Source organism: Streptomyces radicis, from assembly GCF_003626575.1.
Taxonomy (GTDB): Bacteria; Actinomycetota; Actinomycetes; order Streptomycetales; family Streptomycetaceae; genus Streptomyces; species Streptomyces radicis.
In genome coordinates this window covers 217,210-230,913 of record NZ_RBDY01000005.1, presented here as the reverse complement: position 1 = coordinate 230,913, position 13,704 = coordinate 217,210, and the positions used below count along the sequence as shown (strand labels likewise).

Here is a 13,704-nt window from a genome sequence, read left to right as displayed (position 1 = left end):
CCCCCCCGTGAGCGCAGAACCCACCCGCACCACCGAGTCCACCGCCTTCCGCAGCGGCCTCGAGGCGATCCGCGGCGTCGAGCCCAGGATCGCCGACGCCATCGGCGCCGAGATCGAGGACCAGCGCGCGTCCCTGAAGCTGATCGCCAGCGAGAACTACGCGTCCCCCGCCGTGCTCCTCGCCATGGGGAACTGGCTGAGCGACAAGTACGCCGAGGGCACCGTGGGGCGCCGCTTCTACGCGGGCTGCCGCAACGTCGACACCGTCGAGGCGGTCGCCGCCGAGCACGCCCGCGAGCTGTTCGGCGCCCGCCACGCCTACGTCCAGCCGCACTCGGGCATCGACGCCAACCTCGTGGCGTTCTGGGCCGTCCTCGCCCAGCGCGTCGAGAGCCCGGCCCTGGAGCGCGCCGGGGTCAGGCAGGTCAACGAGCTGACCGAGGAGGACTGGGCGGCGCTCCGCCGCGACCTGGGCGACCAGCGGATGCTGGGCATGTCCCTCGACGCGGGCGGCCATCTGACCCATGGCTTCAGGCCGAACATCTCGGGCAAGATGTTCCACCAGCGCAGCTACGGCACCGACCCGGAGTCGGGCCTGATCGACTACGCCGCGCTGCGCGCCAGCGCCCGCGAGTTCAGGCCGTTGATCATCATCGCCGGGTACTCCGCCTACCCGAGGCTGGTCAACTTCCGCCTGATGCGCGAGATCGCCGACGAGGTGGACGCCACGCTCATGGTCGACATGGCCCACTTCGCGGGCCTCGTCGCGGGCAAGGTGCTCACCGGCGACTTCGACCCGGTGCCGCACGCCCAGATCGTCACCACCACCACCCACAAGTCCCTGCGCGGCCCGCGCGGCGGCATGGTCCTGTGCGACGACTCGCTCGCCGACCAGGTGGACCGCGGCTGCCCGATGGTGCTCGGCGGCCCGCTGCCCCACGTCATGGCCGCCAAGGCCGTCGCGCTCGCCGAGGCCAGGCAGCCGGAGTTCCGCGCCTACGCCCAGCGCGTGGTGGACAACGCCCGCGCCCTCGCCGACGGCCTGACCCGCAGGGGCGCACGGCTGGTCACCGGCGGCACCGACAACCACCTGGCGCTCATCGACGTCTCCGGCTACGGGCTCACGGGCCGCCAGGCCGAGGAGGCCCTGCTCGAGGCGGGCATCGTCACCAACCGCAACGCCATCCCCCGCGACCCCAACGGCGCCTGGTACACCTCGGGCATCCGCGTCGGCACCCCCGCCCTGACCACCAGGGGCCTCGGCACCGCCGAGATGGACGAGGTGGCCGAGCTGATCGACACCGTGCTGTCCCGCACATCCGTGGGCACCACCAGGAGCGGCAAGCCCTCCAAGGCCACCTACGCGCTCGAGGACGGCGTCGCCAAGCAGGTCGCCGAGCGCTCGGCCGACCTGCTGGCCAAGCACCCGCTCTACCCGGGGATCGATCTCAGCTGACCGCCCACCCCACGCCCGGTTCGGAGGCCGGGGCCGTCGCCGTCCAACTCGCCCTGCGCGCACGGGTGGTGCTCGACGGCTCAGGCCCCGCGGCCGTGGCACCGGGGACCGTCGTCGACGTCGCCTGCGCCCACACCCTCCACCTGAGCCGCGGCCCCCGGCTGCCCGAGACCACCCGGCAGGCCGACCGGCTGTGCCGTCAGGCGCCGCGCGAGGCGACGCCCGAGGCGGCCAGCGGCTCCAACGCCTGAAGCACCCGGTCCACGTCGGCGGCCGTGTTGTAGAGGTGGAACGCCGCCCGCAGGTTGTCCCCGCGCGCCGAGACCCGGATGCCCCGCTCGGCCAGGGGCGCCGCGGCCCCGCCGAGGCCTGGCACCGAGACGATGGGGGAGTCGCCGGGCACCGGCGCGAGGCCGAGCGCCCCGAGGCCCTCCCTGAACCGCCGGGCCAGCGCCAGGTCGTGCGCCTCGATCGCCGCCCTGCCCAGCTCGGTCGCCAGCGAGAGCGACCTGGCCGCGCCGATGTACGGCAGGTAGGACGGGCTCTCGTCGAACCGCCGCGCGCTCGTCGCGAGCCGGGCGACCGGGCCGTAGGTGCTCCGCCACGGCTCCTCGCCCGCCGACCAGCCCGCGTGCAGCGGCAGCAGCCCGCCGCCGTCATCGGGGACCGTGAGGAACGACGTGCCGCGCGGGCACAGCAGCCACTTGTAGCCCGCGCACACCGTGAAGTCGAAGTCCGCGGCCGAGGCGGGGGACCAGCCCGCCGCCTGGGTCAGGTCGACCAGCGTGCGCGCCCCGTGCCGCCGCGCCGCGGCCCGGATCGCGGGCAGGTCGGCCGAGCGCCCGTCGAGCGACTGCACCGCCGAGACCGCCACCAGCGTGGTGCCGGGGCCCACGGCCTCGGCCAGCTCCGTCAACTCCGCTTCCCTCAGCCGCACTTCGGGCCGCTGTGCGAAGGGCGTCACGAGCGAGCTGAACTCGTCGCGCGCGTACACCACTTCGGAGCCCGGCGGCAGCGACCCGGCGATCACCGCGGTGTGCGCGGCCACCGAGGCCCCCACCGCGACCCGCTCGGGCGCCACGCCAACGAGCGCCGCGAACGCCGTCCTCGCCTCGCGCACCGCGCCGAACCAGGCGACGCTGTCGGGGCGTCCGTCGTTCATCCCCACCATCGCCTCGGTGAGCGCCGCCACCGTGCGCGCGGGCAGCAGCCCGTGCGAGGCGGTCTCCAGATACGTCGTCGCCGGCGCGTATTCGCCGGGGGCCAGAGTGTCCAAAGGGTCCACTGTGTTCACCAGGAGTCCTCGGGTAGCGCGGAGCGCCACGGCTTCGCTACAGTCTGACATCGTGCCGCCGGACGGCGGGCGGGTGGGGGACCCGCGGACACCGCCGACCGCTCCTCGCATTCTCCATGCCGCGGCGCCGCGCGCCGGTCATCCCGGTGCCCTGAGGGTTATTCCGTTCCTCTTCTGACAGGGCCCCAGGGGCCGGAAGCGAGACACGGTGAGGGATCTCGAACCCACCGATCCCCGCCGGATCGGCGGTTACCGGCTGCTGCGCAGGCTGGCCGAGGGCCGCACCGGCAGGCTCTACTACGCCGCCTCACTCGGCGGCGTCCCCACCGCGCTCAAGGTGATCGGCGAAGAGCACGCCGCCGACGCCGACTTCCGCGCGCGCTTCGAACGCGACGTGTCCGCGGCCCGCCATGTGGCGGCCCGCTGGCTGATCACGGTCTCCGCGGCCGACACCGCGGGCGCCACGAGTTGGGCCGCGTTCCCCTTCGTCGCCGGGCCACCGCTCGACGGCACCGTCGCCGCCCACGGCCCGCTGCCGTCGCGCTCGGTGCGCGTGCTGGGCGCGCGGCTCGCCGAGGCGCTCCAGGCCGTGCACGGCGCCGGTCTCACCCACCGCGACGTCCGCCCAGGGCATGTGCTGCTCACGCCGGACGGGCCCTGGCTCACCGGCTTCGGCGGCAGCGGGACGCTCGCGGGCCCGCCGGGCTTCGTCTCGCCCGAGCAGGCGCTCGGCGACGCCGACCGCACGGGGCCGCCGAGCGACATCTTCTCCCTCGGCTGCGTGCTGGCGTACGCGGCCACCGGGCGTTCGCCGTTCGGGAAGGGCGCCGAAGCCGACCTGCTGCTGCGCGCCCTGCACGAGCCGCCCGACCTGGCCGACGTGCCGCGCGGCCTGCTCGAGGTGGTGCGCGCGTGCCTCGAGCACGACCCGCTGCCCCGGCCCACCGCGGCCGATCTGCGCGCCGAGTTGGCCGTGGACGACGTGCCGGGGTGGCTGCCAGGGCCGGTCGCGCTCGAGGTCGCCGAACGCTGTGCCGCGCCGCTGCCCGTCCCCGACCCCCACATGCCGCCGCCCGCCGAGGAGAACGGGCCAGGCGCGCCCCAAGGGCCCGCCGCCCGCCGGTCGTTGGGGCGCAGGGGCGTGCTGCTGCTCGGGGGCACCGGCGCGCTCGCCGCCGCCGCGGGCCTCGGCGTGTGGCGGATCGTGCACCCGTCGTCGCACGAGGCCGTCGCCGAGGAGGGCGCCCAGGTCACCCTGGCGCTCCACGCCGACCTGACGGGGCCGTACGCGGGCCTCGGCCGGGGGCAGCTGCGGGGCGTCTCGATGGCCGTGGACGAGCTGCGGACCATGGGCAACCTGCCGTTCCGGCTGGCGCTGCGCCATGTCGACGACCGGGGCGATCCGGGGCTCGCCACCGAGCTGGCCGCCGAGTTGGCCGCCGACCCCACGGTGATGGCCGTCATCGGGCCCACCGCCGACGCCATCGCCCCGCTGGTCGCCGGGATCTACGCCGAGGCGGGCGTTCCGCTGCTCGCGCTGTCCGTCGGCTCCGTCGAGCCGAGGGACGGCTTCGGCACGCTGCTGCACGCGCGGCCGAGCACCGGGCACAGCAGCCTCGCCATCCCCGTCCACCTCGCCGAGACGGTCGAGGCGCGCCGCGTCGGCCTGGTCGACGACCGCGGCGCCGACCTGTACAGCGCGCGGACCACGCGGGCGGTCAGCGGCACGATCGACCGGGAGCTGATCGACCTGCTGCCCCGCGTCCTGCCCGCGGGGACCGAGGACTTCGGGCCGGTGGCCGCCGAGTTCGTGGCCGCCGGGGTGGACGCGGTGGTGTACGGCGGCTTCGCCAGGGGCGCGGGGCGGCTGGCCCGCGCGCTGGCCGACGAGGGCTTCGACGGCACCGGGATCGCGACCCAGGAGGCGATGGGCCCCGACTTCTTCGCCGAGGCGGGGGACGCGGGCAACGGCTGGTGGTTCATCGCCACCTACACCGACCCGGTCGCCGACGACAGCGCCCGCGGCTTCGCGTCCGTGCACCGGCAGCGCTATGGCGACGCCGCCGAGCCCTATGCCGCCGAGGCGTACGACCTGGCGCGGCTGACCGTCGAGGGCATGCGCGGCGTCGTCGAGGGCGGCGACGCACTCGGTCGCGGAGGGCTGCTCGACCGGCTGCGTTCCTCCCGATACCGGGGCGTGGCACGGGAGTTGGCGTTCGACCAGGCCGGGGACTACGCGGGCGCGGGGCCCATGGCCTATCTGTACGAGGCGAGTTCGGGCAGCGCGCGCTTCCGCGGCCCCGCGCCGTTCCCGAGCTGAGCCTGGCAGGCTCGCGTCCGGGTACGAGGAGCACGAGGAGAGCACGAGGAGCACGAGGAGAGGGGGAGCCGGGGTGAACGACACCGCCCATGCCACATGGGTCACCTATATCCGCGACGAGCGCGTCGAGTTGCCCGCCACCATCGACGGCATCCGTGCCGCGCTGCCGACGGACGCGGAGCGCGCCGCGTTCGACGTGGAGGTCAGCCGCACCCCGGGCCAGGACCTCTACCGGGTGCTGGCGCGCTGGGCGTTGGCCACCCGACCCGACGCGGCCGAGGCGAACGACGAGATCGTGGCCCGGCTCAGGGCGGGCGACTTCTCCGGAGTGGTCTTCCCCTACGAGGAGTTGGGCAACGAGTCGGGTGGGGAGTCGGGCGCGGCGCCGGGTGGGCGCGACGAGCCGGGCGCCGGGGAAGAGGGGACCGGGTAGGTGGTCTTCCGCCTCGCCTACGCCGGACAGGCCGAGTCCGCCCGGCGGCAGATGGCGGCCGGGCGCAGGTGCCGGTTCGACGCCGCGATGGCCGGCACCGTCGGCCACGCCCCGTACGCCCATGGCTCGACCCCGATCAAGGGGGAGCGCGACTACCGCGAGGCAACCGTCTCGGGGGCCATCGTCGTGTACTACGTGAGCGCGGGCGTCCGCACCGTCACCGCCGTCCAGCTCATCAACCTGTGAGGGGACCGGTGGTCGCCGATCTCGCGGTGGTCCCGCGGCGGTAGGTTGCCCGTCGGAGGAGACATGGCTGAGAGCAAGCGAGGGACCGTCCGTGATCTGCGGTGGGCCAACCGGGCCGCCCTGCTGCGGCACCTGTACTTCCACGGGCCGCTGAGCCGCCACGAGTTGGGGCAGGCGGCGGGGCTGAGCTCGGGGACGGTCAGCAACGTGACGGCCGGGCTGCTGGCCGAAGGGCTGCTGCGCGAGGCGGGTTCGGTCGACTCCGACGGGGGGCGGCCGAGGACGCTGCTGCGCGTCGTTCCCGAGTGCGGCCACCTCATAGGCATAGACGTGGGCGAAACCCGGGTGCGGGTCGAGCTGTTCGACCTGTCCCTGTCCGAACTGGCCCGCGCCGAGCACCCGTTGACCGACCAGGGGCGCGATGTCGGCCAGGTCGTCCAGCACATCGGGGCGGGCGTGGCGGCGGTGCTCGACAAGGCGCTGCTCGGTCCCGAGCGGCTGCTCGGCGTCGGCGTCGGGGTGCCGGGCATCGTGGAACGGCACGCGCCCGAGGGCACCGGGACCGGGACCGAGGGGCGGGGCGCGGTGGTGCACGGGCAGACCGTGGGCTGGGACGCGGTGCCGTTCGAGGCGCTGCTGCGCGCGGCCGTCGACCTGCCGCCGCGGGTGCCGATCTTCGTGGGCAACGGTGCGCGGACGTTCGGGCAGGCCGAGATGTGGTTCGGCGCGGGCCGTGGCGCGCGGGACGCCGTCATCGCGCTGATCGGCTCGGGCGTGGGCGCCTGCATCGTCACCGGGGGCGCGCCCTACGGGGGCGCGGGCAGCGCGGCGGGGGAGTGGGGCCACACCACGCTGCGGGTGGGCGGGCGGCGCTGCCGCTGTGGCGCGCTGGGGTGCCTCGAGGCCTATGTGGGGGCGGGCGCGCTGCTCGAACGCTGGGCCGAGGCGGGAGACAAGGGCGTCGAAGGCGAGGGCCAGGAGGCCGCGCTGGCCCGGCTCCTGGCCGCCGCCGAGGCGTCGGACCCGCGCGTGCTCGAGCTCCTGGCGGAGACCGCCGAGTACCTGGGCGCCGGGATCGCCGACCTGGTCAACCTGTTCAACCCCGAGCGGATCGTGCTCGGCGGCTGGGCCGGGCTGCTGCTCGGCCCCTCGCTGCTGCCGCGGGTGCGCGCCGCGGCCCGCTCCTACGCCCTGCGCCACCCCGCGGCCCGCGCCCGCATCGAGCTGGCGCGGCTAGGCACCGACGCGGTGGCCGTCGGCGCGGCCACGCTCCCGCTGGCCGACTTCCTCGAACGCGGCGGCCGGATGGCCGACGCCGGGGCCCTGACGCCGGGACGCTGAGGCGGCGGCGCGCGGAACGGACCACCGGGGGAACGGGCCGCTCGGGCAACGGCGTTCGGCGGGAGGCGCGTTCGGCGCACGCACTTGCGGAAAAGTGGAACGTGTTCTTATTCTCGCCCGTGTCGGCGCGTTCGACGCTGACACGGCAGGGGGCCCCGATGGCGACGGCAGCGAGGCGGCCAGGGCGCGGCCCGCTGGCCGGGACCCGGGTGGTGGAGCTCGCGGGCCTCGGGCCCGCGCCGTTCGCCGCGATGCTGCTCGCCGACCTGGGCGCCGATGTCGTCCGCGTGGACCGGCCCGGGCCGCCGGGCTTCGGCGCCGACCCGGCCTTCGACCTCACCAACCGCCACAAGCGCTCCGTCACCCTCGACCTCAAGTCCCCCGAAGGCGCCGAGCTGGCCCGTCAGCTGGCCGCGCGCGCCGATGTGCTGATCGAGGGCTTCAGGCCGGGCGTGGCCGAGCGCCTCGGCGTGGGCCCCGAGGACTGCCGCGCCCGCAACCCCCGCCTGGTCTACGGCCGGATGACCGGCTGGGGCCAGGACGGCCCGCTCGCCGACCGCGCGGGGCACGACCTCGGCTATCTGGCCCGCACCGGCGCCCTCGGCATGACGGGCCCTGCCGACGGCCCGCCCGTGGCGCCCGCCAACCTGCTCGGCGACTACGCGGGCGGCTCCCTCTACCTGGCCGTCGGCGTCCTTGCCGCCCTGCTGCACGCCCGCGCGACCGGCGAGGGTCAGGTCGTGGACGCCGCCATCGTGGACGGCGTGGCCCACCTCGGCACCCTGCTGCACGGCCTTCTCGCCGCGGGCGCCTGGCGGGACCGCCCCGCGGCCAACCTCCTGGACGGCGGCTGCCCCTGGTACGCGTGCTACGCCACCTCCGACGGCGGGCACATGGCGGTGGGCGCGCTCGAGCCGCGTTTCTACGCCGAGTTCACGCGGCTGCTCGGCATCGAAGGCGATGAGGCGGCGAAGGACCGCGACGACCCGGCGCGCTGGCCCGCGCTGCGCGCCCTGATCGCGGCCAGGTTCGCCACCGGGACGCGCGCGGAGTGGACCGAGGTGTTCGCGGGCTCCGACGCGTGTGTGGAGCCCGTGCTGTCGCTGCGCGAGGCGCACCGGGACCCGCATCTGACGGCGCGCGGCACGTTCACCGAGCACGCGGGCGCCGTGCAGCCCGCCCCCGCGCCGCGCTTCTCCGCCACCCCCACGGCGGTCACCGCGGGCCCCGCCGTGCCGGGCGCCGACGCCGCCTCGGTCGCCGCCGACTGGGACCTGCCAGGACTCACCGCCGCCCCACCCGCCCACCACCACCACCCGCGAAGCGCCGAGGAACCGAGATGAAGCGCCACCTGTTCGACGACGACCACGAGGCGTTCCGCGACGTGGTCCGCACCTTCCTGGCCAAGGAGGTGGCGCCCCACCAGGAGCGGTGGGAGCGCGACGGCATCGTGGCCCGCGAGGCGTGGCTCGCCGCGGGGCGGCGCGGCCTGCTCGGCCTCACCGTGCCCGAGGAGTACGGCGGCGGGGGAGCGCCCGACTACCGGTACAGCGCCGTGCTGGGCGAGGAGTTCGCCCGGGCGGGCGCCAGGGGCTTCGCCGTCACGCTGCACAACGACATCATCGGCCCCTATCTGACCTCCCTGGCCACCGACGAGCAGAAGGCGCGCTGGCTGCCCGGCTTCTGCTCGGGCGAGCTGATCACCGCCGTCGCCATGACCGAGCCCGGCGCGGGCTCCGACCTCCAGGGCATCCGCACCACCGCGACCGACGAGGGCGACCACTGGCTGCTCAACGGCGCCAAGACGTTCATCTCCAACGGCATCCTCGCCGACCTGGTCGTCGTGGTCGCCCGCACCACCCCCGAGGGCGGCTCGAAGGGCCTGAGCCTCCTCGTGGTCGAACGCGGCATGCCCGGCTTCGAGCGCGGCAGGAACCTCGACAAGATCGGCCAGAAGGCGCAGGACACCGCGGAGTTGTCGTTCACCGACGTCCGCGTCCCCAAGGACAACCTGCTCGGCGAGGAGAACCGGGGCTTCGCCCACCTCATGGCCCACCTCCCGCAGGAGCGGCTGAGCATCGCCGTGGGCGCGATCGCCGCGGCCGAGCACGTCCTCGACCTGACCACGCGGTATGTGAAGGAGCGCGAGGCGTTCGGGCGCCCGCTCTCGGGGCATCAGCACGTCCGCTTCGAGATCGCCGAGATGGCCACCGAGTGCGCCGTCACCCGGACGTTCGTCGACCGCTGCGTGGCCGACCACGCGGCGGGCGGCATCGACGCCGTGCAGGCGGCCATGGCCAAGTGGTGGGCCACCGAGCTCCAGAAGCGGGTCGCCGACCGCTGCCTCCAACTCCACGGCGGCTACGGCTACATGACCGAGTACCCGGTGGCCCGCGCCTTCACCGACGGGCGCGTCCAGACCATCTACGGCGGCACGACGGAGATCATGAAGGAGATCATCGGCCGATCGCTCCTCGCCGACCGCCCCGGAAGCGCACAGGAGACACCGTGACCCACGAAGCGTTCCTCTACGACGCCCTCCGCACCCCGCGCGGGCGCGGCAAGCCGGATGGCGCCCTGCACGGCACCAAGCCGATCGACCTCGTCACCGGGCTGCTGCGCGAGCTGCCGCGCAGGCTCCCCGGGCTCGACACGGCCGCCATCGACGACGTCGTCCTCGGCGTCGTCAGCCCGCACGGCGACCAGGGCTCCGACATCGCCAGGATCGCCGCCCTGGCCGCGGGGCTGCCAGAGACCGTCGCGGGGCTCCAGGAGAGCCGCTTCTGCGCCTCGGGCCTCGAGGCCGTCAACCTGGCGGCTGCCAAGGTCCGTTCGGGCTGGGAGGACCTGGTGGTGGCGGGCGGAGTGGAGTCCATGTCGCGCGTGCCGCTCGGCTCCGACGGCGGCGCGTGGAGCATGGACCCGGAGACCAGCCTCGCCACCGGGTTCGTCCCGCAGGGCATCAGCGCCGACCTCATCGCCACCGTCGAGGGCTTCAGCCGCCGCGACGTGGACGAGTACGCCGCGCTCTCCCAGGAGCGGGCCGCGCGCGCCTGGAAGGAAGGGCTGTTCGCCCGCTCCGTCGTGCCCGTGACCGACCGCTCGGGGCTCACCGTCCTCGACCGCGACGAGCACCCGCGCCCCGGCACCACCGCGGAGAGCCTGGCCCGGCTCAAGCCGTCGTTCGCCGCGCTGGGCGAGCGGGGCGGGTTCGACGCCGTGGCGCTCCAGCGCTACCACTGGGTCGAGCGCATCGACCATGTCCACCACGCCGGGAACTCCTCGGGCATCGTCGACGGCGCCGCCCTCGTCCTGGTCGGGAACGCCGCGGTCGGCGAGCGTTTCGGCCTCACCCCCAGGGCGCGCGTCGTCTCCGCCGCCGTCACCGGGTCCGAGCCCACCATCATGCTGACGGGGCCCGCCCCCGCCACCCGCAAGGCGCTGGCCAAGGCCGGGCTGACGATCGACGACATCGACCTCGTCGAGGTCAACGAGGCGTTCGCCGCCGTCGTCCTGCGCTTCGTCAGGGAGATGGGCCTCGACCTGGACAAGGTCAACGTCAACGGCGGCGCCATCGCGCTCGGCCACCCGCTGGGCGCCACGGGGGCCATGATCCTCGGCACCCTCGTGGACGAGCTGGAGCGCCGCGACCTGCGCCGCGGCCTGGCCACCCTGTGCGTCGGGGGCGGCATGGGCATCGCCACCGTCGTCGAACGCGTCTGACCCGCCGACCCGCCCCGCCGACCCCGATCCGCCGACTCCGACCGCCGTCCAGGACCGCCGAAGTGAGCCCAAGAGGAGCGAGCCGCGACACCATGAGCGAGACCCCCACCATCCGCTGGGAGCGGGATGCCGAGGGCGTCGTCACCCTCACCCTCGACGACCCCGACCAGTCGGCCAACACGATGAACGCCGCCTGCATCGCCTCGCTGACCGCCGCGGCCGACCGCCTGGAGGCCGAGCGCGAGACCATCACCGGGGTCATCGTCACCTCGGCCAAGAAGACGTTCTTCGCGGGCGGCGACCTGCGCGACCTGCGCGCCGCCACCCCCGCCGACGCCCGGCGCGTCTTCGACCTCGGGATGCGCGTCAAGGCGGCCCTGCGGCGCATCGAGACCCTGGGCAGGCCCGTCGTCGCCGCGCTCAACGGCACCGCGCTCGGCGGCGGGTTCGAGATCGCCCTCGCGTGCCACCACCGGATCCTGATGCACGGGCCCGAGGCGCCCGACTGCCGCGTGGGCCTGCCCGAGGTCACCCTCGGCCTGCTGCCCGGCGGCGGCGGTGTGGTCCGCACCGTCCGGCTGCTCGGCATCGCCGAGGCGCTCACCGGCGTGCTGCTCGACGGGCGCCGCCACCGCCCGCGCGCCGCGCTCGACCGGGGGCTGGTGCACGAGCTGGTGACCACCCGCGCCGAACTCCTGGACCGCGCACGGGCGTTCATCCGCGAGAACCCCGACGCCCGGCAGCCGTGGGACACCGAGGGCCACCGCGTCCCCGGCGGCACCCCGGCCGACCCCCGGCTGGCCGCGGTCCTGCCGTCGTTCGCCGCGACCCTGGCCCGGCGCACCCATGGCGCGCCCTACCCCGCCCCGCGCGCCATCCTGGCCGCGGCCGTCGAGGGCGCCCAGGTCGGTTTCGAGACCGCGTCGGCCATCGAGGCCAGGTACTTCACCGAGCTGGTGACGGGCCAGACGTCGAAGAACATGATCCAGGCGTTCTTCTTCGACCTCAGGGCCGTCAACGCGGGCGCCGCCCGCCCCCGCGGCGTCCCCGAGCGCCCCGCCGCCCGCGTCGCCGTCGTCGGCGCCGGGATGATGGGCGCGGGCATCGCCCACGCGTGCGCCGCCGTGGGCCTCGACGTCGTGCTCAAGGACGTCACACGGGAGGCGGCCGAGCGCGGCCGCGCCCACGGCGCGGCCCTGCTGGACAAGGCGCTGGCCGCGGGCCGCGTCACCGCCGACGAGCGCGACGCCGCACTCGCCCGCGTCACCGCGACCGCCGACCCCGCCGAGCTGGCGGGCTGCGACGTGGTGATCGAGGCGGTCTTCGAGGACAGCGCGCTCAAGCGGAAGGTGTTCCAGGAGATCCAGGGCGCCGTCGCCCCCGACGCGCTGCTGTGTACCAACACCTCGACCCTGCCCGTCACCCACCTCGCCGAGGCCGTCACGCGCCCCGAGGACTTCGTCGGCCTGCACTTCTTCTGGCCCGCCGAACGCCGCCCGCTCGTCGAGATCATCAGGGGCGCGGCCACGGGCGACGCCGCCATCGCCCGGGCGTTCGACCTGGTGCGGCGGCTCGGCAAGACGCCGATCGTGGTCAACGACTCCCGCGGCTTCTTCACCTCGCGCGTCATCGGCCGCTTCCTCGAGGAGGCGCTCGACATGCTGGCCGAGGGCGTCGACCCCGTCTCGCTCGAACGGGCCGCGTCCATGGCCGGGTACCCCACGCCCGCGCTTGCGCTGCTCGACGAGATGTCCCTCGGGCTGCCCCTGCGGGTGTGGGCGGAGGGCCGCGCCGCGGCCGAGGCCGCGGGGCGCCGCTGGGAGCCGCGCCCCGCCGAGGCCGTGCTCGACCGGATGACCGGGGAGTTCGGGCGGGAGGGCCGCGCGAGCGGCGCGGGGTTCTACGACTACGAGGCCGGTGGCCGCACCCGGCTGTGGCCGGGGCTGCGCACCCACTTCGCGAGGAAGGACGCGGGCGTGCCGTTCGACGACATCCGCGAACGGCTGCTGTTCTCCGAGGCGTTGGAGTCCATCAGGCTGCTCGACGAGGGCGTGATCAGCACCGTCGCCGACGCCAACGTCGGCTCGCTGCTCGGCATCGGCTTCCCCGGCTGGACCGGCGGCGTCCTCCAGTACGTCAACGGCCACCCCGGCGGCCCCGCGGGCTTCGCGGCCCGCGCCGACGAGCTGGCGGCCCGCTACGGCGCCCGCTTCGCGCCGCCCGCGCCGCTGCGCGCCAAGGCCGAGCGGAACGAGCCGTTCACCGACGACTGACCGGCACCGGCGACCGGCGACCGCCCTTCCGCACGAAGCGCCCGGCGCGCCTCACGCGTCGGGCGCCTCCCCCGCGACCCGCACCCACACCCGCTTGCCGCCCTCGGCCCCGGCGTACCCGAGGTCGTCGGCCATCTCCCGCAGCAGCCAGAGGCCGCGGCCCTCCTCGGCCGTCCAGTCGGGCAGCGTGATCACCGGCAGTACCGGCGAACGGTCGTGCACCGTGACCAGGACCCCGCCGCCCACCAGCGTCAACTCCAGCGTGCACCGCGGATCCTCCACGTGCCGCGCGACGTTGGACAGCAGCTCCGTCACCCCGTGCAGCACCACCTCGGCCACCGACGAGGGCTGCCCCCACTCCCGCATCGCCAGCGAGGCCAGGCGGCGGAAGTGCGCCAGGTCCTCCCGACGGGCCGTCAGAGCCCAGCTGTGCGACAGGCGTTGGGTACCGGCGTCCTGGCCGATGAGTGTCATGATCCCTCCGGACTCCGCGGGCGTGATGGAGTGAGTGCACTGTGTCACCTGTGGCACCCTGCCCATAACTCCCGGGATTCCGCAAGGAATTCAGCTGCACGTGTGGAGTTCATATCACCCGCGCGGGTGAGCTGGTCGACGCCG

12 protein-coding genes are annotated in these 13,704 nt (G+C 75.1%); 10 read left to right on the top strand and 2 right to left on the bottom strand.

Translation table 11 applies throughout. The features are described from left to right. The first annotated feature begins 7 nt into the window (after positions 1–7). A complete protein-coding gene (locus D7318_RS10405) occupies positions 8–1,456 on the top strand; it encodes a glycine hydroxymethyltransferase (protein WP_120696618.1) in 1,449 nt (482 codons plus the stop codon). A gap of 65 nt (positions 1,457–1,521) precedes the next feature. Next, positions 1,522–1,707: a hypothetical protein gene (locus D7318_RS10400; RefSeq protein ID WP_120696617.1), complete on the top strand. Its 186-nt coding sequence runs from the start codon at positions 1,522–1,524 to the stop codon at positions 1,705–1,707. Here D7318_RS10400 and D7318_RS10395 read toward each other — a convergent pair. Next, positions 1,656–2,732: an aminotransferase class V-fold PLP-dependent enzyme gene (locus D7318_RS10395; RefSeq protein WP_230423616.1), complete on the bottom strand. Its 1,077-nt coding sequence runs from the start codon at positions 2,730–2,732 to the stop codon at positions 1,656–1,658. The two genes, D7318_RS10400 and D7318_RS10395, sit on opposite strands and share 52 nt — an antisense overlap. Positions 2,733–2,958: 226 nt before the next feature. Here D7318_RS10395 and D7318_RS10390 point away from each other — a divergent pair, with 226 nt between their 5' ends. The 8 genes from D7318_RS10390 to D7318_RS10355 all read left to right on the top strand — a co-directional run bounded on the left by D7318_RS10390 (position 2,959) and on the right by D7318_RS10355 (position 13,086). After that, on the top strand, positions 2,959–5,070 hold the full coding sequence (locus D7318_RS10390; RefSeq protein WP_120696616.1) for a bifunctional serine/threonine-protein kinase/ABC transporter substrate-binding protein: 2,112 nt from the start codon (positions 2,959–2,961) through the stop codon (positions 5,068–5,070). 73 nt (positions 5,071–5,143) lie between these two features. After that, positions 5,144–5,503 carry a hypothetical protein gene (locus D7318_RS10385; protein ID WP_120696615.1) on the top strand — a complete coding sequence of 120 codons (360 nt, stop codon included), beginning with the start codon at positions 5,144–5,146 and terminating at the stop codon, positions 5,501–5,503. Continuing rightward, positions 5,504–5,749 (top strand): hypothetical protein, encoded by a 246-nt coding sequence (locus D7318_RS10380; RefSeq protein ID WP_120696614.1) that lies wholly within the window; start codon positions 5,504–5,506, stop codon positions 5,747–5,749. 63 nt (positions 5,750–5,812) lie between these two features. Beyond that, positions 5,813–7,090 carry an ROK family transcriptional regulator gene (locus D7318_RS10375; protein WP_120696613.1) on the top strand — a complete coding sequence of 426 codons (1,278 nt, stop codon included), beginning with the start codon at positions 5,813–5,815 and terminating at the stop codon, positions 7,088–7,090. Positions 7,091–7,248: 158 nt separating this feature from the next. Next, positions 7,249–8,433 carry a CaiB/BaiF CoA transferase family protein gene (locus D7318_RS10370; RefSeq protein ID WP_120696689.1) on the top strand — a complete coding sequence of 395 codons (1,185 nt, stop codon included), beginning with the start codon at positions 7,249–7,251 and terminating at the stop codon, positions 8,431–8,433. Beyond that, positions 8,430–9,602, top strand: a complete 1,173-nt coding sequence (locus tag D7318_RS10365; protein WP_120696612.1) for an acyl-CoA dehydrogenase family protein — start codon at positions 8,430–8,432, stop codon at positions 9,600–9,602. The genes D7318_RS10370 and D7318_RS10365 overlap by 4 nt, the downstream gene beginning before the upstream one ends. Next, the gene (locus D7318_RS10360) at positions 9,599–10,813 is read left to right on the top strand and encodes an acetyl-CoA C-acetyltransferase (protein WP_120696611.1); all 1,215 of its coding nucleotides are present in this window, start codon (positions 9,599–9,601) and stop codon (positions 10,811–10,813) included. The genes D7318_RS10365 and D7318_RS10360 overlap by 4 nt, the downstream gene beginning before the upstream one ends. Before the next feature lie 92 nt (positions 10,814–10,905). Beyond that, a complete protein-coding gene (locus tag D7318_RS10355) occupies positions 10,906–13,086 on the top strand; it encodes a 3-hydroxyacyl-CoA dehydrogenase NAD-binding domain-containing protein (protein ID WP_120696610.1) in 2,181 nt (726 codons plus the stop codon). 51 nt (positions 13,087–13,137) lie between these two features. Here D7318_RS10355 and D7318_RS10350 read toward each other — a convergent pair whose 3' ends face one another. Next, positions 13,138–13,560 (bottom strand): ATP-binding protein, encoded by a 423-nt coding sequence (locus D7318_RS10350; protein ID WP_120696609.1) that lies wholly within the window; start codon positions 13,558–13,560, stop codon positions 13,138–13,140. Positions 13,561–13,704 lie beyond the last annotated feature (144 nt).